General features: G+C 61.6%; 21 protein-coding genes. 10 read left to right on the top strand and 11 right to left on the bottom strand.

Going from position 1 to position 19,856, the window contains the following annotated elements; genetic code table 11:
• The first annotated feature begins 15 nt into the window (after positions 1–15).
• The 8 genes from P9L99_17520 to P9L99_17485 are packed head-to-tail and all read left to right on the top strand — an operon-like array spanning position 16 to position 7,043.
• Positions 16–612 carry a hypothetical protein gene (locus P9L99_17520; protein ID MDP8225165.1) on the top strand — a complete coding sequence of 199 codons (597 nt, stop codon included), beginning with the start codon at positions 16–18 and terminating at the stop codon, positions 610–612.
• Between the two features lie 42 nt (positions 613–654).
• Positions 655–1,260, top strand: coding sequence for a CoA pyrophosphatase (locus tag P9L99_17515; protein MDP8225164.1), 606 nt, complete (start codon positions 655–657; stop codon positions 1,258–1,260).
• Positions 1,260–1,808, top strand: coding sequence for a hypothetical protein (locus P9L99_17510; GenBank protein MDP8225163.1), 549 nt, complete (start codon positions 1,260–1,262; stop codon positions 1,806–1,808). The genes P9L99_17515 and P9L99_17510 overlap by 1 nt, the downstream gene beginning before the upstream one ends.
• On the top strand, positions 1,805–2,395 hold the full coding sequence (yedF, locus tag P9L99_17505) for a sulfurtransferase-like selenium metabolism protein YedF (GenBank protein MDP8225162.1): 591 nt from the start codon (positions 1,805–1,807) through the stop codon (positions 2,393–2,395). The genes P9L99_17510 and yedF overlap by 4 nt, the downstream gene beginning before the upstream one ends.
• Positions 2,396–3,559: an aminotransferase class V-fold PLP-dependent enzyme gene (locus tag P9L99_17500; GenBank protein MDP8225161.1), complete on the top strand. Its 1,164-nt coding sequence runs from the start codon at positions 2,396–2,398 to the stop codon at positions 3,557–3,559.
• Positions 3,556–3,813, top strand: a complete 258-nt coding sequence (locus P9L99_17495) for a DUF3343 domain-containing protein (protein MDP8225160.1) — start codon at positions 3,556–3,558, stop codon at positions 3,811–3,813. The genes P9L99_17500 and P9L99_17495 overlap by 4 nt, the downstream gene beginning before the upstream one ends.
• Complete coding sequence (selB, locus tag P9L99_17490; GenBank protein ID MDP8225159.1) at positions 3,810–5,723, top strand: selenocysteine-specific translation elongation factor; 1,914 nt, start codon at positions 3,810–3,812, stop codon at positions 5,721–5,723. Before P9L99_17495 ends, selB begins: the two co-directional genes overlap by 4 nt.
• 3 nt (positions 5,724–5,726) lie before the next feature.
• Positions 5,727–7,043 (top strand): hypothetical protein, encoded by a 1,317-nt coding sequence (locus P9L99_17485; GenBank protein ID MDP8225158.1) that lies wholly within the window; start codon positions 5,727–5,729, stop codon positions 7,041–7,043.
• Positions 7,044–7,046: 3 nt separating this feature from the next.
• Here the strand turns inward: P9L99_17485 and P9L99_17480 are convergent, their stop codons facing one another.
• The 11 genes from P9L99_17480 to lspA form a co-directional block, all read right to left on the bottom strand.
• Positions 7,047–7,859 carry an FHA domain-containing protein gene (locus P9L99_17480; protein MDP8225157.1) on the bottom strand — a complete coding sequence of 271 codons (813 nt, stop codon included), beginning with the start codon at positions 7,857–7,859 and terminating at the stop codon, positions 7,047–7,049.
• Between the two features lie 137 nt (positions 7,860–7,996).
• Entirely contained in the window at positions 7,997–9,622 is a 1,626-nt protein-coding gene (hcp, locus tag P9L99_17475) for a hydroxylamine reductase (protein MDP8225156.1), read from the bottom strand.
• Positions 9,623–9,647: 25 nt separating this feature from the next.
• The gene (locus P9L99_17470; GenBank protein ID MDP8225155.1) at positions 9,648–9,938 is read right to left on the bottom strand and encodes a nitrous oxide-stimulated promoter family protein; all 291 of its coding nucleotides are present in this window, start codon (positions 9,936–9,938) and stop codon (positions 9,648–9,650) included.
• Between the two features lie 3 nt (positions 9,939–9,941).
• Positions 9,942–10,703, bottom strand: a complete 762-nt coding sequence (locus P9L99_17465; GenBank protein MDP8225154.1) for a 4Fe-4S binding protein — start codon at positions 10,701–10,703, stop codon at positions 9,942–9,944.
• Positions 10,669–11,127, bottom strand: coding sequence for an Rrf2 family transcriptional regulator (locus P9L99_17460; protein ID MDP8225153.1), 459 nt, complete (start codon positions 11,125–11,127; stop codon positions 10,669–10,671). Before P9L99_17460 ends, P9L99_17465 begins: the two co-directional genes overlap by 35 nt.
• Before the next feature lie 347 nt (positions 11,128–11,474).
• Entirely contained in the window at positions 11,475–12,683 is a 1,209-nt protein-coding gene (locus P9L99_17455; protein MDP8225152.1) for a serine hydrolase, read from the bottom strand.
• A 150-nt stretch (positions 12,684–12,833) separates the two neighbouring features.
• Positions 12,834–15,041 carry an aldehyde ferredoxin oxidoreductase family protein gene (locus P9L99_17450; protein ID MDP8225151.1) on the bottom strand — a complete coding sequence of 736 codons (2,208 nt, stop codon included), beginning with the start codon at positions 15,039–15,041 and terminating at the stop codon, positions 12,834–12,836.
• 23 nt (positions 15,042–15,064) lie between these two features.
• Positions 15,065–15,322 (bottom strand): MoaD/ThiS family protein, encoded by a 258-nt coding sequence (locus P9L99_17445; GenBank protein ID MDP8225150.1) that lies wholly within the window; start codon positions 15,320–15,322, stop codon positions 15,065–15,067.
• 119 nt (positions 15,323–15,441) lie between these two features.
• Complete coding sequence (locus P9L99_17440) at positions 15,442–15,918, bottom strand: hypothetical protein (protein MDP8225149.1); 477 nt, start codon at positions 15,916–15,918, stop codon at positions 15,442–15,444.
• Positions 15,915–16,826, bottom strand: coding sequence for a prolipoprotein diacylglyceryl transferase (gene lgt, locus P9L99_17435; GenBank protein MDP8225148.1), 912 nt, complete (start codon positions 16,824–16,826; stop codon positions 15,915–15,917). Before lgt ends, P9L99_17440 begins: the two co-directional genes overlap by 4 nt.
• A 4-nt stretch (positions 16,827–16,830) precedes the next feature.
• Positions 16,831–17,343, bottom strand: coding sequence for a signal peptidase II (lspA, locus tag P9L99_17430; GenBank protein ID MDP8225147.1), 513 nt, complete (start codon positions 17,341–17,343; stop codon positions 16,831–16,833).
• Positions 17,344–17,562: 219 nt separating this feature from the next.
• Here lspA and P9L99_17425 point away from each other — a divergent pair, with 219 nt between their 5' ends.
• Both P9L99_17425 and P9L99_17420 read left to right on the top strand, forming a co-directional pair.
• Positions 17,563–19,038, top strand: coding sequence for a hypothetical protein (locus P9L99_17425; GenBank protein ID MDP8225146.1), 1,476 nt, complete (start codon positions 17,563–17,565; stop codon positions 19,036–19,038).
• Positions 19,035–19,847: a hypothetical protein gene (locus P9L99_17420; GenBank protein MDP8225145.1), complete on the top strand. Its 813-nt coding sequence runs from the start codon at positions 19,035–19,037 to the stop codon at positions 19,845–19,847. The genes P9L99_17425 and P9L99_17420 overlap by 4 nt, the downstream gene beginning before the upstream one ends.
• The last annotated feature ends 9 nt before the right edge of the window (positions 19,848–19,856 follow it).

The following is a 19,856-nucleotide window of genomic DNA, read 5'->3' as shown; positions in this document are numbered from 1 at the left end:
ACGAAAGGCACACGAGTGAAATTTCATAAAACCGTTGGCTTGGGCGCCCTGCTTCTGGTTGTTGTCATCGCGGTTGCAGCCTGCACACCACCGCGGCCCGATGTGGACGCCGATCAGCCCGAAAAAGCCGCGCCGGAGCCCTTCAATGCCCCCTTCGTTGAGTACCTGCTTTTCGGGTATTGGGAGGGGGAGCCCTTTCTTTCCGATTGGGTGGAAACGCGACAGCTTCCGCGCGAGGAAGGGCTGCGCTTCGGGTGGCGCATCAAACTCAAGGAACCGCACACCCGTTACGTAACGATCGTCGAACGCATGACCGCGCCCACGCCGCTGAGCGATTGGGGGCGGCTCGACCAGCGGCATCTGGTCGACCAGGATCGTCGCGTTGCGACCATACCCAACACGCTCAAAGTGCGCGACGGCTGGATCCATCGCGCGAATTGGGTCGTCAGCCCCGATGATCCGCTGGGGCTCTATCGCGTGGAAATTCAGGTGAACGGGCGCATGGCGGCCCGGGTCTATTTTGACCTGATGGCGCCGGACCAGATCGCACCCGGCGTGGAAGACGACGAAGAAGTTGATGAGGAAATCCCTGACGAACCCGATGATCTATAGCGTCGTGAAACGCCGGCGTCGCAGGCCGGTGAAGCGAGCAAGATGGTAGACAACGTTATGAAAAACGGTCCGATACCGCGCGTCGCGCCGGAGGTTATCCAGCGGAAACTCGCGCAGCACCCGCCGCGGAAGTTGCAGATCGACGGGTATGCGCCCGCCGCCGTGTTGGTGCCGCTATTGCGCGACGGCGACGGCGACCGTCTTCTGTTCACCAGGCGCACCGATAAGGTCGAGCACCACAAGGGGCAGATCAGCTTTCCCGGCGGGCGCCAGGATCCCGGCGAGAACCTGCTGGAATGCGCGCTGCGTGAAACCGAGGAAGAGGTGGGCGTGGATCGGGCAGACGTCGAGATTCTCGGGCGGCTGGACGATACCTGGACGCCGTCGCGCTACGTCATTTCGCCCTATGTGGGACTCGTGCGGCATCCCTATGAATTCGTCATCAGCGAAGACGAAATCGACGACCTGCTGATCGTGGAACTCGAGCGATTGCTGAACCCGGCGCACTACACCGAACAGGAAATGCACCACGAGGGACGCAGCGCACTGGTTCCCTTTTTTCACGTCGACGAGATCATCATTTGGGGTGCCACCGCCCGAATTCTGAAGCAATTTCTTTTTCGAACCTACGAATGGGAGGAACCGTGATGCGACGCCTGTTGATTCTGACCCTAGTGCTTGTCGTGGGTTGGGCCGTCGCTTGCGACAAAAAGAATGAAGTGGTCAGCGATGAGCCGCTTGAACCCAAAGTCCTTGATGAGCAAACGCCGAGCGCCGAGGACGCCGAAGATTTCGCCGGCCTGATCGTGCCTCATGGGGGAGCGGTGGAACTCGAACTCACCGTTTATCATTCGCCGACGATCTACCTGACGGGTAAGGAGCCGGTGACGGTTTTGGCCCCGGCCGACCCTTGTTTCGAATTCGAAGAAAAGCAGTTCAAGCTCGACCGGCCCTTTTTCCCGCTGAAAATCCCGTTTACGGTCAGCCGCAACTGCGATACCGGCGCGCACACGCTGAGCATGGGCATGCGAATCCATTACGCGCTCAAAGCCAACGAAGTGGAAAAAGAACGCAACGTGCTCTTGGAGGTGCCGCTCGACATTGAAAAGCGCCGGCCGCAGCGGCGTGCGAAACGTGTGCCCTTTGAGTACTTCCTCGATATCAACGCGGAAATTGTGGAACAAGAGGTTAAATGAGAACGTTGGATGTCCGAGGCTTAGCGTGCCCCGAACCGATTGTCCGGGCGAAGAAAGCCATGGTGGACGACGGCGAGCCGGCGTTACTGCTGCTGGTGGACTCGGCGGTCACGCGCGACAACCTCGAAAAATTTGCCGCCTCCAAAGGGTTTACGTTCGCCGCCACGGAAGTGGACGCCGAGTGGGAAATCAGCATTACCGGCGGCACGATGCCGACAGAGCCGGTGGCCGGCGAGGCCGTCGCGACGAGGAATCTACCGGTCATCCTGTGCAAAACGCCGTTTTTCGGAAACCAAAGTGGCGAGCTGGGCAGGATCCTGATTCGCGCGTTTTTCAAAACACTGCTGGATATCGACCAGCAGCCCGCACGCGTGATTTTCGTCAACGAGGGAGTGAATTTGCCCTGCGACGATGAGCAGGTCATCGAGTACTGCCGCGAATTGGAACGCCGGGGCTGCGAGATCGTCAGTTGCGGCACCTGCCTCGACTATTTTGGCCTGCTCGATGAACTCCAAGTCGGCCGCGTTGGTAACATGTACGACATCGCCGGCGCATTATTGGAGGCCGGGCACGTCGTGGAGCCCTAAATGAACGACGCCGCGCGCCTCTACTTCGATAACGCCGCGACCAGCTACCCCAAACCCGAATCGGTGTACGAGGCGATGGATCGCTACGCGCGCCAAAGCGGCGGCAGCGCCGGGCGCAGCGCTCACCGTCACGCGTTGGACGGCAGCCGACTACTCTTTCATCTGCGGACGGAGTTGGCCGAGCTTCTCGGCGGTGACGAAGACCGCGTCGTGCTCACCATGCACGCCACCGAGGCGATCAACCTCGCCCTTTTCTCGCTGTTGGAACCCGGCGCGACGTGCTTGCATGGCGCTCTGGAACACAACGCCGTGATGCGGCCGCTCGCGCACCTGGCGGCCACGCGAAAGGCCCACCTCGTGGAGGTCCCGGGTGACGACCAGGGCCGCATGACGCCCGCGGCCCTCGACCGCGCCCTGCACGAAACCGGCGCGAAACTCGTCGTGACTCTACACGCCTCCAACGTCAACGGCGCGGCGCAGGATGTGGCGGCCCTGAGTGAGGTCGCGGCCCGGCACGACGCCCGTTTTGTCGTGGACGCCGCGCAATCGGCGGGCGTGCTCGACCTGGACCAAAAAGCCATGGGCATCGACGCGCTTTGCGTGACCGGCCACAAGGCGCTGTTCGGCCCCACCGGCACCGGCGCGTTGTTGCTTTCGGAGACCGTGAGCGATCGCATTCAAGCCAGAATGCACGGCGGTACGGGTTCGCAATCCGAAAGCGAACACACGCCCGATTTCCTGCCCGACCGCCTTGAGGCGGGCACGCCCAATACCTTCGGCGCGGCGGGCCTGCTGGCTGGAATCCGCTTTGTGCGGGAACGGGGCGTGGCTGATATCGCCCGTCACGAACGCGAATTGCGCAGTCGTATGATCGACCGCCTGCGCGCCATCGACGACCTCACCGTGTACGGCGATATGTCGGGACCGGCCACCAGCGTCGTGAGTTTCACCTGCAGCCTGGCGCCCTCCGACGTGGCGTTTTTGCTGGCCGAACGGTACGGCATCGCGGTGCGGCCGGGCTTGCATTGTGCGCCGCGCGCCCACCGAACCCTCGGCACGATGCCCGCCGGTACCCTGCGCCTAGCCCCGAGTGTGTTGACGCCGGTCGATGCCGTGGACGAGGTCGCCGCCGCGATCGCCGAGATAGTGAAGTTGGCGTCATGAGTCGCGTGTGCGCGCTGACCTTTCTGTCGGTGCATGACGTACTCAAAGCGGAGAAGCTCCTGCAAGCCGAAGGCCGGCGGGTGCGTTTGATCCCGGTGCCCAAGCAAATCAGCCCGGATTGCGGCGTGGCGCTGCAAATTGCCTGCGACCGGCTCGATGAGGTAAAACAAACACTGCACGAATTAGCGCATCGATTCAAAGGTTGTTACTACGTCGAAGACGCGGTGTTTACGCCGCTGGAGGACGATTCATGAACCGCCGCCTGGTGATGGGTACCGCCGGTCACATCGACCACGGCAAAACCAGCCTCATTAAGCTGTTGACCGGCACCGATTGCGACCGCTTGCCGGAAGAAAAGGCGCGCGGCATCACCATCGAACTGGGCTTCACCCACCTCGCGCTACCCTCGGGCGGCGACCTGGGCGTGGTCGACGTGCCGGGCCACGAGCGCTTCGTGCGCAACATGGTGGCCGGGGCGGGCGGCATTGATTTCGTAGTACTCGTGGTCGCGGCGGACGAAGCGGTCATGCCACAAACCCGCGAGCACCTGGCGATCTGCCGTCTGCTGGGCATCCGTTACGGCTTAATCGCCATGACCAAACTCGATCTGGTCGACCAGGACATGTTGGAATTGGCCGAGCAGGACGTGAGGGATTTCGTCGCCGGCTCGTTTCTGGAAGACGCACCGATCGTACCGGTCAGCACCGTCACCGGGCAGGGGCGCGACGACCTTTTGCGTGTCATCGAACAGACGGCGGCACAGGTCACCGGCCGCAGCGAAAGCGGCATCTTTCGGCTACCGATCGACCGCGTGTTCACGATGAAAGGCTTCGGCACCGTGGTCACGGGCACCACCATCGGCGGGCGCGTCGGCGTAGGCGACGAGGTGGAGATCCTGCCTTCGGGCCGCCGCACCCGGGTGCGCGGGCTGCAGGTTCACGGCCACGCGGTGGAACAAACGCTGGCCGGCCGCCGCACGGCGGTCAATCTGCAGGGGATCGACGTGAGCGAAGCGCCCCGCGGCGACGTGCTTGCGCCGCCCGACTTGCTATCCCCCTCGTGGATGCTCGATGTCGAGATCGAAATGCTCGACGACGCGCCGCGACCGCTCAAGCGACGCAGCCTCGTGCGCGTGCATTGTTTCACTCGCGAGGTCATGGCCCGGGTCGTGCCGATGTCGGCTGACGAGATCCTCCCCGGGCAGAGCGGCTTGGCGCAACTGCGGTTGACCGAGCCCCTGCTGGCGTTGCCGGGCGACCGCTTCGTGATGCGTTCCTACTCGCCGATCACCACCATCGGCGGCGGTGTTATCCTCAGTTCGCAGCCACGCAAACACCGCGCTCCCTTCACCAAGGCTCTTGCGGATTTGCAGGCCTTGTCCAGTGAGGACATCGCCGAGAAAATGCGCGTGCATTACCGCCTGACCGGCCGCGCGGGCATCGAACTGCGGCGGCTCGCGCCCATGCTTGGCGTGGGGGAGAAGCTTCTGCGGCCGCATTACCAGAAAATGCTGAGCCAACAACACTTGGTGCGCATCGATCCGGACACGGAGCGCGCCGTCGACGCCGAAGCCTTCGCCGAAATCCAGGGCGATCTGCTCACGATGCTGAAACGTTTTCACAAGGAGCGACCCACGGAGCCGGGCATCAGCCGCGCGCAATGGCTTTCGGCCAAACCGAAAGGCGCGGTGCCGAAGGTGATGGAAAAAGTGGCGAGCGTTTTGTTGGCCGCCGAGAAAGTTGTGCAGGAAGACGGCATCGTGCGACTGCTGGATCATTCCGTCACCGCCGACGAGCAGTTGCAGGCAATTCTCGACGATCTGTTCGCCTATGCGACCGGGTGCGGGTTAAGCGCGCCGACCCACAAGGAAATGCTCGAGCGCGCCGGAGACAAAAAACTGGGCGAGGAAGCGATCGGCATGCTGCTGCGCGACGGCCGCCTCGAACGTCTCGGTGGGGAGCTGTTCTTTGCTTCCGACGCCCTGCGCGAAGCCGAGGAAAAGCTCGTCGCGTATCTCGAGGAGAACGAGGAAATCAACGCCCAGGGCTACAAAACGCTGTTCGACCTGACACGCAAGTGGGTTATCCCCCTGGCCGAGTACTTCGACGCCCGGCGCGTTACGCTGCGGGTGGGTGACCGGCGTGTGTTGCGGAAACGGAGATAGCGGATGCGTCGCATTCTTTGCTGGCTGTTGATCTTGATGCTGGCGCTGGCCGCGGCGGCGTGCGAGCGACCGCCCAAAGAGCGGAGCGTTGCATGGCAGGCACCGGCCGGACAGTGGCGGGTCGACGCGGCAGACGGCAAGCGCGACGTGTCTTTCACTATTACTAACGAGGGGCCGGCCGACGCCCAATTAACGCGCTTATACGCGGCCGGCGAGCCGGATTTTTCCAGTGTGCAACATTTTCGCGACTCGCTGGGTGTCGCCGAAAAGCGGCCGGATGAAATCGCCGCGCTGCTGGTCGACTTGGTCTTCCGTCACATGAAAAGCGGCCGCCGCACCGCGGCGCTTAAGGAAGTCGAGGACGATCCGCTTAAGGCGATGGCCATGATCGGCGAGGGCGAGCCGGAAGACTTGGCGCGGACGCTGGCGCTGCTGGCACAGGTCTGCGGCATCAAATCGCGGCTGCTCAATCTCGACCGCCATTTCGCCACGGTGTTGCAGTGGGACGAGGTCTGGCATTTGGCCGACCCCACGTTCGGATTCATCTTCTACGACAAGGAAACGCGCCAGTATCCGTCGCTGTCGGAGTTGGCGCTGCGCATGCCGCTGGTCAAACGCAACATGAGCGAAGCGCCGCGCTGGAAAGGCAAGGGCGACGTGACCGAACTCTACCAGTGGTACCTGCAGCAGAGCCTACAAAACCGGCTGGTCGACCTCTCGGGCGCCAACGACTCCATCGCCCCGTGGCCGCTGCCGGCGGGCGCGGAACTCACTTTCGAACTCGGCGGGCAGGGCACGCGCGAAGGCGTGTGGCGCTTCACGAAACAGGACGACTGGAGCGGTCGCATTCCGGATTTCATCAGCGTTGAGGGCCTTACGCCGCGGCTGTACGGCTTCGGACCCGAGAAAGCGGGGATGCCGGGCACCTTGCGCCTGGAAATAAACCTTCCCTTCCCGGTACGGCGGGTGTCTTTTACGATGAACGGCAAGTTGCCGGAGGGGGCGGGACCGCGCATCGAGGTGTTCATCATGGCCCCGGGCCAAGGCCCCGGCGATCCGAAACGCGTCTTTGACGACGATACAGATTATACGAAACCGCTGCGGGTTGAGTACGAGTTCGACCGCGGCATGTACGGCCCGGTACGGGTCGAGGTGCGCCTGCTGCCGGCGGCGATGTTCATCACGGGCATCGAATGGGAGTTGGGTTTCCTGCACGGTTCGGCCGCCGCGCCGCTGGTGGCGGGCCGCGTCGCACCGGTCGCCGCCGAGGCGCAAAGCGAAGGCGAGGCGAAACTCGTGGCCGTGCATCGGTGGCGCTGAGGTCTATTTCCCGAACAGGTTCTTCCAGAAATCGGAGAAGCGGCCCCGGACTCCCGCGCGGTGGCGATAGGTAAGCCGTGCGCCGGGCACGTCGATCACGTCGTTGTCGCGAAGGATGTGCTCGGTGATCGGTTGGTCGTTGACCTTCGTACCGTTCGCGCTGCCCAGATCCACAAGGACGTTTTGCCCTGCACCCATGCGGATTTCCGCGTGGCTTCCGCTGTGTTGCGGATCGGCGATGCGCAAGTGGTTGCTCGCGGCGCGCCCGATGCGAAACACCGGCATGGCCAGCAGATAGCGCCGCTCGCCGACGTTTTCAATCACCGCCTCCAAGCGGGAGAAACGCGCCACCTGCACTTTCTTTTCAAAAGCGCCTTCCAACAGGTCGAATTTGCTGCGGGCGACCGTCTTGTCGAACGAACCGGCACCGCCGATCGGTTCGGCGGTTTCCGGCCCGGCATCCATCTCATCGGCGACGTCTTCGGCGGAGATCGCGATCGTGTGGTCTTGGTCGGCGGCGGCCCATTCGTCTTCGCTCACCGCAAAGAGGTTGGAGCCGAGAATCACAATATCGCCCACCGCCAGGGATGTTTCCTCGTGGATACGAACGTTGTTGACAAAAAGTCCGTTGGTCGAATTCATATCGCGCACCGAGAGCTTGCGGTCGCCGACACTAAACACGGCGTGCCAACGCGACACGTCCTCATCGGTCAGCACGACGTCGTTGGACGGGTCGCGACCGGCGGTGATACGCGGCTTGTTGAGCGGAAACACGAGGATCTGGCCGTCGCCATCCGTGCTTTTTAGTTGCAGCATCGAAGTCTCCCTCTTGGTGCCGGGCCTTGGTCTACGAATGGGATATAAACTTACGAGGCGCAACCGTCTTGTCAATCGGTTGGCCGAAGATCCGATGGCGCGGCCGGGCGATCCGGCCACGCCGCCGGGGGTTTGGTTCAGGCGCCGAGCGCGGCTTGTAGGTCGTCGGCTGCGTTCGTTGTGGGCGCAATGGCGAAATTGTCTACCAACACCTGTAACACCGCCGGGGTAATGAAGGCGGGCAGCGTCGGTCCAAGGCGAATTTTGCGAATGCCCAGGTGCAGGAGGGTCAGCAAGATGCATACGGCCTTTTGCTCGTACCAGGAAAGAATCATCGACAACGGCAAGCCGTTGACGTCGGTACCGAACGCTTCGGCCAGCGCGCCCGCGATACGGACGGCGGAGTAAGCGTCGTTACACTGGCCGACGTCGAGCAGGCGCGGAATGCCACCGATGTCGCCGAATTCCAGCTTGTTGAACCGGTACTTGCCGCACGCCAGCGTCAAAATGACCGCGTCGTTCGGTACCGCCTCGGCGAACTCGGTGTAATAGTTACGACCCGATTTCGCGCCGTCGCATCCACCGATGAGGAAGAAGTGTTTGATCGCGCCGTCTTTGACAGCCTGCACGATTTTGTCGGCCACGCCGAGCACCGCGTGATGGCCGAAGCCGACGAGGATGGTCTTGTCCTCTCCGTCGTCCGAAAAACCAGGGGCTGCCAACGCCGCCTCGATAACCGGCGAAAAGTCGCGGTCGTCGATGTGCGCGACCCCCGGCCAGGCCACCAAGCCGCAAGTGAAAATGCGGTCCATGTAGGTGCCCTTGGGCTTCTGGATGCAATTGGTGGTCATCAAAATCGCGCCGGGGAACTCGTCGAACTCGGTTTGTTGATCCTGCCACGCGCCGCCGTAGTTGCCGGCCAGGTGCGGGTGTTTTTTCAGTTCCGGATATCCATGCGCCGGAAGCATCTCGCCGTGGGTGTAGACGTTGATGCCGGTGCCTGCGGTTTGCTCGAGCAGGATTTGCAGGTCCAGCAGGTCGTGGCCGCTGATGAGAATCGCCTTGCCGCGTAGCGGCGTGATCCGCACGGGCGTGGGTTGTGGGTGGCCGAAAGCGCCGGTGTGCGCGCCGTCGAGCATTTCCATGACGCGCAAATTGACCTCGCCGCAGCGCAAGCAAATTTTCACCAAAGCGGCGATGTCGGCCAAGTTTTCCGCCAGCAGATTCAAGGCCTCATGAAAGAACGCGTACACCTCGTCGTCTTGTACTCCCAGCAACACCGCGTGGTGGGCGTACGAGGCCGTGCCTTTCAACCCGTACGTCAACAGTTCCTGCAATCCGGTTACGTCTTCCCCCAAGCCGTCCCGGCGCAGCGGAATGCCGACCTGCACGCCATGGGCCGTCAATTCATCAAGGTCGCCGGTGATTTGCGTCGCGGCCGGACCGGCAAGCGTTGCGGCCTCGTCGCCTAAACGCGCCTTGTCGGCGGCCAGGACATCGGCGCCCCGGCGCAGCATGCCGGCGAGTCGTTCAGGGTCGAAATTGACGTTGGTCACGGTTGTAAACAATGCCTCGGTGACAAAGAGATCGGCTTCGCCCGTGGCCTGGCCATGGAGCCGCAAGCGATGGGCGACCTGGGCGATGCCTTTGGCGAGGTAAACGAGCAGATCCTGCAGCGCGGCGGTCTGCGGGTCCTTGCCGCAAACGCCGAAGGTCGTACAGCCTTCACCCTTGGCGGTCTGTTCACATTGGTAACAAAACATGAGAGTTTCCTTTCACGGTAATCGGTTAGAGAAAGTAGCGAATCAACCAATCCAGGCGGCCCCGCTTGACGAAGTGCATGCCGGAAAAGCGCATGATCTCCCGAATGCGCCGGCGATATTCCGGCTCGTAACAATGCACGGGGCAATCCTTGCATTTGGGTTTCGGTTCCAGTGGACAGAGGCGGCGGCGCTCCTGGGCGTACGCGAGCAAGTCGGCGCAATCCGGGCAAAGCCCGTTTTCACCCCCGTGATGGGCGCGGCAGAAAACGCCCACGAAAACGTTCAAGACTTGGTTATCGCGATCGCCGTCAATCACGCCTTATCCCGTTTGTGCTTCGCGCCCCGCGATGGTTTCCACGCGTGCGACGCCGCCGGAGATGGCCACGGTGTGAACTTCCAACGACGCCGTACTACCCGCCGCGCGATGAGCGGCGAAGGCGGCCTCGGCAATGCCGCCGCAACACGGCACTTCCATACGCAGCACGGTGATGCTGCGGGGTTGGGCGGCCGCGAACACTTGCGCGAGTCGGTGGCGGTAGAAGGCCAAGTCATCCAGTTTTGGGCAGCCGACGAGCACGACGCGCCCGGCCAGGAAGCGTTCGTGCAGATCGGGCAGGGCGAAGGGCGCGCAATCGGCGCACAGCAGTAAGTCGGCATGGCGCAAAAACGGGGCAAGCGGCGAAACAAGGCGGATTTGGAGCGGCCAATGCGACAAGGCCGACGCGCGATGGTCCGTCGGCGTGTCGACGTTCTTCTCCGGCGCGGACTGCCACATCAAGGTGCCGGGGCAACCGTCCACGTGCGGGGCGGGGGTCTCGGCTGAGAGTTCTTCGGACTGCTCCGCTAGGTTTTCGGCGACCGCCGCGGCGTCAAACGCTTCAGCCGGTCGCTCTTCCACCGTCAGCGCGCCTCGGGGACACTCACCGAGGCATTCGCCCAGGCCGTCGCAATAGGTTTCTTTGACTAGGCGGGCTTTGCCGTCGACTACTGCCAGCGCGCCTTCTTCGCAGGCGGGCACACACAAGCCGCAGCCGTCGCATTTTTCTTCATCGATGTGGATGATCAGCCTTGTTGTTTTCATGATGATGCTCCCCAAAGACGGTGGCCACGTCGGCCAGCTTTGTTTTCTGAAAGTGCTCGCGTACTTCTTTAAAAATGCGGATATTCAGGCCGCCGAGAATGCATTTCTCTTCCGGACAGCGCGGCTCGATACTCAGCAGGCAACGTCGCGGCTCTGCTTTGCCTTCGACGGCTTCGAAGACGTCAAGCAACGTGATCTGCGTGGCGTCCTTGGCCAGACGGAAGCCGCCGTGCGGACCGCGCACTGACTCCACGAGTTCCGCCTTGGCGAGCCGCTGCATGACCTTGGCGAGGTGGTGCTCAGAAACATCGAGAACCGTAGCGATCGACGCGGTGGTTCGATGGCCGCCGTTTTGGCTCGCGAGATAAGTCATTGCATGTAAACCTAATGATGCTGCTTCCGAAATATTGACAAAATCCGCCATAACGTGCCTCGTGTTCAAGTAATCAAGTACTTTAATACCAGAACTGTGACGGCTGTCAACTTCTTTTTTCCTTTTTTATACGTCGAAACTTACCTCGATGGCGGTGCCACGACATGAAATGCGATTCCCACGAAAGTTATCATCATCGTCCCCGGAATATACAAATCGTTGGTGCCTGGCCCCAAAAACAAATACAAAAACGACGATAATAGGAAAGAACAATATTGTACGAAAAAGCAAAAAGGGTATACAAATCAGCGTGAAGCAAGTTAGATGTTGGAAAACGACGAAGTTATTATATGTTGGTGCCTGTCCCCAGGAATTGAGGGACGGAGGTTAGGAGTCTGCTAGTTAAATGTGCCCGCGTGGGCCAGGTTGATCAGCCGGATGACGATGCTCTCGACAGCATCGTGGTTGACCTGGTTTTCGGGATTATTAACGGTGACGCTGATCGACAGCCAAGGCGACTGCTCATCCTTGCGCAGCAGTTGCGTCAGGTTCAAGACCCCGGATTCCGAGCCGCCCTTGAAACCGGCCGCCAGCCAATCCTTCTTCGTCGCGGTGCCCGCGTTGATATAGATCGACGGGTTGTCGCGCAGTCGATAAATCGTAGCCCCCAACTCGCGGGTCGTGATCAGCCATTCGAAGGTGTCGATGAACAACGGCTCGGATTTGAACTTCAAATTCTCCCGCGGGATCTTCGAAAAATCGGCCAGCATTTTCCGCTTGGCGGTCAAGTCAGCGGCGAGAGACCGCTCGCGCGCCTCGGGCTCCACACCGAATTTCAGCCGAAACATTTCCGCCGTGGAATAAAAGGGCCGCACGCGCTCCGGCGCGGTCGCTTCGACCGCATCACGACCGACATAGAACAGAAGATGATCCGCGGCCGTGTTGTCGCTGATCGAAATCATCAGATTCGCCAAAGTCCGCAGCGTTACGGGCGTACCGGCCGGCCAGTTCTGGAGAAAACCGCTGGGCAACGAGAAATGGTCTTCGTTCAAGTGCACAACAGTGTCCCAGCCCAGACCTTCCTTCCGCATCTTTTTTTCGAGCGCCTCCAGGACGTACAACTTGAAGCTGGAACCGACGGCCAGCGGTCGGTCGGAATTGACGGCCACCACTTCTTCGCTTCCATTTCGCAGGACCGAGAGCGAGACCTCGTACTCGAGCGCCTTGAGGTCGGCCAGTACTTTTTCGACCGTATCCCCGGCCAGCGTCATCGGTCCGATCCAGAAGCCGATAATCTTGCCCTCGGCGTCCAGCGTGATGCTGCAGACCGTTTTTCCCTTCGCGAAAACCAGGCCGTATTTCTTTTTTTGCGGCACGATTTCACGCAAATCACCCAAAGCCGTCAGGTACTCGAGGCGCACTTCCTCCATCTTGCGAATCGGAATGGCGTTCAAGAAACGAGTCGCGAAAAGGGCCTCGTAATCGGGCTTATCGTCGGTAAAGAAGGCGCGGATGGCGGCTTCGTCCCCCTCACCGCCGAAAAGCGCGGAAACACCGACGAACAGGAAAACCAGCCCGAACAACGCCCACAGCAGTCTTCGATTCATCACCCCTCCTTTTCGACACCGGCGAAGATATAGGTGCTCGACACGATCTGAATCTAAACAAATCAGGAGGCACATGACCACCGCAAAAACAGCCGGCCGAAAAAAAACCGCGGCCGAAAAACCGCGGTTTTGTATAAACGGAGCGTCGCTCTATTTCTTCTTTTTCGCGACTTTCTTCTTCACGGGCGTGGCTTTCTTCTTCGCCGGCGCGGCTTTTTTCTTCACGGGTACGGCCGTCTTCTTCACCGGGGCCGCTTTTTTCTTCGGAGTCGCTTTCTTCGGGGCGGCCTTTTTCTTCACCGGCGCAGCTTTCTTCTTCGGGGCTTTCTCTTTCTGTGCGCGGGTGGCAATCACTTTGACTTGGTCCTTTTCGTACTCCTCGCGCCGCGATTCGAAGGTTGACTGCATGGCTTCGGCCTGTTCGTTAGCAGGCGGAATGGCGCCGATCAGAAAATCGAGGCCAAGGGCCCGCAGCGTTCCGGCGGTGGGAATTCCACGGGCATCCCAGCCGCGTCCTTTGTAGAATTTCGGCAGCATTGCATCCAGCGGCACTACCGTATCCGGGTTGGTCGGCGACTGCGGCACTTTCGTCATGCGGTCGGGCAGACGGTTGGCGACCAAGCCCTCGCGGACGTTGAACATATGCTCGATGTTGAACACGCGATTGCCCATTGCCAAAAATTCGCCCGCGCCGTGTTTCATTCCCGTGAGCGTCTCGACGGCCTTCGAGTGCGGAATCATCGGCAGATGGAAGGGCACGGCTCCCGGCGGCAGTTTGAACAGCAGCGACATCGCATCGCCGGTGCCGCGCAAGACGAGGTCAAGGACTTTGGCCAGCGCGCCGTACGGTTTCACCTTCTCGGCGATACCCGGTACGATGGCATAACTCGTGAAGATGCACGTGCCGCAGGCGCTAATCGCCGCCAGGGCGTTTTGCTGGAAGATCGTCAGGCCGATTTTGCCCAGCAGCGAAAGCGGCTTGATGTTCACCGGCCCGAGGTTCTCGAAATACACCATGTACCCGGCTTCGAGGTGGCAGGCGCCGCGGCTGGCGGTGGCGTAGCCCAGGCCCTGTCCGACCGAGCGGCGCGGTTCGTAGGCCGCCATCTCCAGGCCTTTGCTGTGCATCGCGGCGTCGGGCGCGCCGTATTTGGTGGCCAGACGCATGGCGCCTTCGGCCAAGTCGTCGCCAATTCCCTCACGATAGGCGATTTGGCGCAGCAACTCGTCGACACCCTCGGTTTTTCCCCAGGCGAGATCGGTCTTCATCAGGCCGCGCTCGGTTAACTCGACGGCACAGTCGATGGTGCTGCCGCAGGAGATGGTATCGACGCCCAATTTGTCGGCGATGTAGTTCCATTCGCAGATCTTCCACAGATCGCGGTTGCCGAAATTGGAGCCGAACATGCCGATGGTTTCGTATTCCGGCCCCTTTACTTCCTTGCCGTTAATTTCCACGTTGCGCTGGCAGCGGATCGGACACGCCTGACAGCCCGTGTTGCGGGTCAGGTATTTGTCGGCCAGGGCTTCGCCGTCGATCTCGTGCGTAAATTCGAACGAGCCCTTTTGGAAGTTCTTCGTGGGCAAAATCGACAACACGTTCCCTTTGCCCATCATGCCGGCCGTACCGTACGCCGGTAGAGCCTGACCCGTGGCCGGGTGGGCTTTGAGCATTTTGATCCACGCTTTGATCACGGTCTTGTACTCTTCCGGATGCGAGACCGACGCTTTCTGTTTGCCGGTTGCCACGACGGCCTTGACCATCTTGCTGCCCATCACCGCGCCCACGCCGCCGCGTCCGTTGGCGCGCTCGCCGCTGATGATGCACGCGAAGCGCACGAGGTTCTCGCCGGCGGGGCCGATCACCAGGAGGCCGGCCGCTTTGCCGTGGCGCTTGCGCAACTCTTCCTGCACTTCTTCGGTGTCCATGCCCCAGATATCAGCCGCGTCGTGGATCGTCGATTCGCCGTCGTTGATTTCGACGTAGACGGGCTTGTCGGCTTGCCCGGCCAAGACCAGCGCGTCGAAGCCGGCCCGTTTCAGTTGAATGCCGAAGCCGCCACCGGAGTTGGACGAGACGATGCCGCCGGTCATCGGGCTTTTGGTCGAGACGTTGAAGCGAGCCGAACACGGCGCTCCGGTGCCGGTAAGCGGCGAGGTCGTGACGACCAGCAGGTTTTCCGGGCCGAGCGGATCGATGCCCGGTTCGAGATGATCCCAAAGGATTTTTGCCGCCAAACCTTTGTTGCCGATAAACAGTTCGCGGTCCCGTTCGCTCACGTCGTACGGACGCGTTTCGCTTGCGGTCAAATCGACCCACAGCGCTTCGCCCATGTAACCGCCGTACTTGCTAGCCATCGAATGCTCCTTTTTTCCCGGCCTCATCCGCCGCCCAGGGGCGGGAAGTAGGAAAGTTCATCACCGTCTTTAAGTGCCGTGCGCGGTCCTTTCAGGAACAGAACGTTGTCGCCGTTGAGGATCACGTTGGAGATCTGCAGTAGTCGCAGAAACTCACTGTTATTTGCGTAACGTTCGCGCAAAACGCGGTCGGCCGTACGCACCGTGTCGGCCGCGATGTCGATGCTTGCGACACCGGCCGCCGCGCGCAGCGACGAAAAAAACCGCGCTTCTACCGGCATGGCAACCCCACAGATGAAATCAAATCACCATAGGAAAACAAGACGCAGTGTGTCAATAGGACGCTTTTTCGACCGGTGAAATTACGCTGAAATTATGCTGGTTTGGGAATAATGGTGCGTCAGTACGTGAGCGGCTTGAGCATCCACACGCCGCCGATCTTCTTCCAGGTTTGCACTTCATGGATGCGATGATTCCAGATGAAGTAGATCTTGCCCCAGATATTGACCTCGACGCGGGCCAGCACGCCGTTGGGTTCGATAATGATTTCGCCGATTTCGAAATCACGCACGTATTCCCGCGCGAAATGCTCCTGCCGAAACAGGCTGGCGTAGATGGCGATGAAATCGCTGAGATCCTGGTCGCTTTCGAAGTAGTCCCGAATGCGGTCTTTGGTCAGATGGGTGCTGAGCTTGCGGGCTTCCAAACTGCTCCACAAACCCTCGGCCCGGCTGCGCAGCGCCGTGATGTCGGCGGCGACGTCGGCCTCGGGCAGACCCTCCATGTCGAGCATATCGAGGCGCAGCTTGGTTTTGGTCACCGTGCATGCCGAAAACACGAGCAGCATCACCAGAAAAACCGGCACGAGGCGTTTCATTTTCGTTTTTTGCCTTTCTTCTTCTGGCCACCGGGCGACTTAGCAGGCGCGGCGGCAGGTACGGGACCGACCGGGACGCCCAATCGCTTATCACGCCGGGCCTTCCAAATCCAGAGCGGAATGATCGCCAGCACAAAAAAGACGCTGACCAGTTGGCTTTCCGAGAGCCAAATACCGGCCGCACCCACCGGCGGAACGCCTGAAGAAACGGCGAAACTCGTGATGTCGAGGAAGCCGCGTGGATCGTCGCGCCAGTATTCCAGCATAAAGCGTAGGAGGGAGTAGAGAATCAGGAACGAGAAAAGCACCTGTCCTTGAAAGCGTCGACGATGCCGCAACCACAACCACAAAAACAGAAAAATCGTCAGGCTACCCAACGCCTCGGCGGGCTGGGTCGGGTAGAGCGGAATACCCGAAACGCCGATCGTCTGCGGCGGGAAGGTAATACCAAGCGGAAAATCAACCGGACAGGGCTTGCCGTAACAGCAACCCACGAGCGTGCAGCCGATGCGTCCGAACATCAGCCCCAACGCCACCGACGGTGCGATGATGTCGCCGAGTTGAAAGATGCTGTGCTTGCCGCCCGTGCGGGCGATGAACAATAGCGTCCCGGCGACCGCGCCGAGAAAGCCGCCGTAGTAGACCAGGCCGCCTTCCCAGATTTTCAACGCCGACCACAAGCGCGGCGGCACCAACTCATCCCAGAAAACGACGACGTGAAACAACCGCGCGCCGAGCACTGCGGCAACAAGGATCCACATCGCGACGCTCGAAACCGTCTCAGGGTCTTCACCCACGCGGCGCGCCTCTCGCTGGGCCACGAACAGCCCGACCAGAAACGCGATCGCCAACATGAAACCGTAGGAATGAATTTTGAGCGGCCCGATTTCGAAAAGGATTGGATGCAACGGCTCAGGCCTCCGCGTGTCCGGGCGTGTTCTCGCGGCGCATCTGCATCTCAGTGCGCAGCATGTCGACCGCGAAGGCGAGCACCCCCAGCACGATGGCGATGTCGGCCACGTTGAAGGTCGGCCACGATCGTTCGCCAAGGTAGAAGCGCAGGAAGTCCACGACAAAACCGTGACGGACGCGGTCGAGCATATTGCCCAGCGCGCCGCCGAGGATCAACGCCAGCGAACCGGCCATCAACAGGTGGTGACGCTCGAGGCGGATGAAGTAGTAGAAGATGAAGCCCACCGCCAGCGTGCTGACGATAAGGAAGAAGAGCACCGGGTTGCCCTTGAACAGGCCGAACGCCGCGCCTTCGTTGTGGGCGTGGTAGATGTCGAAGAAGCCGGGGATGATCTTCAAGAACCCGTCTTTGGGAAAGTGCGCGATGATCACGGCTTTGGTAATCTGGTCGAGCAGCAGGCTCAAGCACACGCCGAATACCATCACGCCGTATTTGTCTTTCAGCAATTTCATGCGGTCGATTTCCTGTCGTCCGAGGGCCGTCGTTGCTTGTTTGCTTTGCCGACACGGCCTGCGCCCTCGCGGTTCAATGCCGCCGACTCTTAAACGAAGCATCAAAACATAGCAAAAACGCGCCGGCAGTCAAGTTGCGGGGGAAAAGGAGGAAGTCGGTCGGCGAGAGCCATGCCGCCGGGCTTGCTAGTGCCGCACCGATCTTCGTACCCTGAGCGGATGCGACGAGGGGCAATCATACTGCTGGCGCTGTTGGGTGCGGTCTGGATGGCGGCACAGGCGGGCGAGCAAGACTTACGGGCGATGTATCAGGACGCCCTGAAGGTCTTCTACGCGGGTGACTACGACCGCGCCGAAAGCCTCTTCGCCACCGTCTACCGCAACGCGCCGCGCGCCCGCTTCGCTTCCGACGCCGTCTTCAAGGCCGGGGAGTGCGCCTTCCGCACCGAGCGTTACGACGCCGCCGCGCTGCATTTCGAACATTACTTGCGCGAGTATCCGGTAGCCGGAGGCGGTTCCGAAGCCAAGGAGCGCCTGAGGCAGGCCCGCGAAAAGCGCCCGGCCGATCACGCTCTGCTGCCGCTGCCGGACGTCAAACGCGAGTGGCCGCGCCTGGCGGCAGCGTGGCCGGCAAACCTGCCGGTGGACGACGCGGCGGCGGTGAATCGCGCGCTGCGCGGGCTGCAGGCGAGCGGCTACAACACGGTGGTCGTATCCGCGTACAAGCAACTCGACGACCCTCCGCTCCTCCCGGGCGGAAAGCCCTGCGTCACCGGGGCCTATTTTACAACCGAGGCCGCGCCGGTGTGTGCGGAGATAATCGAGAAGCTCGTGGTCGCCGCTCATCGGGTCAACATGCGGCTGATCGCCGTGCTGCCGGTGCGCGGCGCGGTGCGGCCCGACGAGCCCCACGCCGACCGCCGCTGGGATACCTTCACGCAGGCCGTGGTGGCCGACGCGCACCACGTCGATCTGTGGCGTGACCCGGTGGCAAAGCGGCTGGTTCAACTGGCCAAGGACCTAGCCCTCCGCGGGCCGGACGGCATTTGGCTGGACCTGGATTCCGGCTTTCGACCCGATGAGGGCTTGAGCGACGGCGCGCTGGCGGCGACGGCGGCGCAACTGGGCCGCGATTTCGATCCGGCGGCTGTCTTTCAAAAGGCTCCGTTGGGACCGGGTGGGCGCATTCGCGGGGGGATCGTCGACGAAGCCTTCGGTGCGTTTTGCGAAGCGCGGGCGGCGCGTCTGGCCGAAACGACAAACGCCATGTTGCAGGCCGTGGGCGAAATGCATCCGTCGTGTCGTCGCGGCTTGATGGCGCCGCTTGCCGCGGCGAGTGAACCGGTCGCCGGGATGCGCGATGCCGCGCTGGATTTCGATGCGCTGCCCGGCGGCAAGACCGCCGATTTGGTCGCCCGCTTCAACTACCGGGGCTGGAAATTGCGGGCCGGATTCGGCAAACGCCGGGCGCACGTCGCACTCGACGAACTGGCTAAGGGCTTCGACCGCGCGGTGAAGAAGTCGGAACACGGCGTGGTGGTGCTGGACGTTTCGAGCCCGGCAGGCAAAACCATGCCCGCGTGGGAGATCCGCGAGGTGCTGGCCCGGCTGACGGCTGCCGAAGCATACGGCGTCGTCCTGGCTCCCCCGGCGCGCGACGAAACCATCGACAAAATATTGGAGCCGAGTCGGTGAAGCGAGTCGCCGTTGGGGCGCTGGCGGTGTTGCTGTTGGCGGTTGCCTGCCACAACGGCAAGCCGCAACCCGCCCACCTCCAAGTTTTGTTTTTGGCGGGCGAGGCCGCGTCTTCCCTACCCGAGACCGTTTCCCGCAACAACCTCATCCTTGTGCGAATCGGGACTGTTTCCGAAGCGCTCGATCAACGCGTCGATGTTGTGGCCGACAACGAGGCGCCGACGCCGGTGATCACCAAGCGTCAGGGCTGGCGGGTCGCCTGGTTGACGCATCTCGATCCCGGCGATCCCGTCGCGGCGGCACGGGAGGCCGTGGCGAAGTTGCGCGGCAAGGCGGACCTCATCATCCTGATCTCCAGCCTGGCGCCGCAAAGCCTCGCGGCCCTCACGCGGGCCGTGCCGGAAATCAGGTTGGTCGTCGCGCCGCGGCCCGACGGCCTCACTGATACGGCCACGACGTCGATGGTCGGCACGCCGGTGGTCAAGATCGGCTACGGCGAGGCGGCGACCCGTTTGGACCTGCACCTGGCCGCGCCGGGTGAGTCTCTGGTAAACGAAGCGCACGTGCGCGCGTTGGAAGGCGAAATCGACAAGCACGCGGATTTCGTATCGCATCTGGATCAGCAGGCGGGCGGCGCGGAGCGAGTTCCGGATTATTTGGCCGCGCGACCGGGCGTTTTGGCGCGTTATCAACGCAGCGCGGAATTGGCCGAGGAATGGCGGGAAGCGATTTTCCGGTTGCGACAAAGCCGCAATCGCTTTACTTATGGCTTCATTCCGGGAAGCAAGGACGCGGCGCCGCCGCAGTGAGGAAGCCGA

Source organism: Candidatus Lernaella stagnicola (genome assembly GCA_030765525.1).
GTDB lineage: Bacteria > Lernaellota > Lernaellaia > Lernaellales > Lernaellaceae > Lernaella > Lernaella stagnicola.
This window is presented reverse-complemented; position numbering and strand designations above follow the sequence as displayed.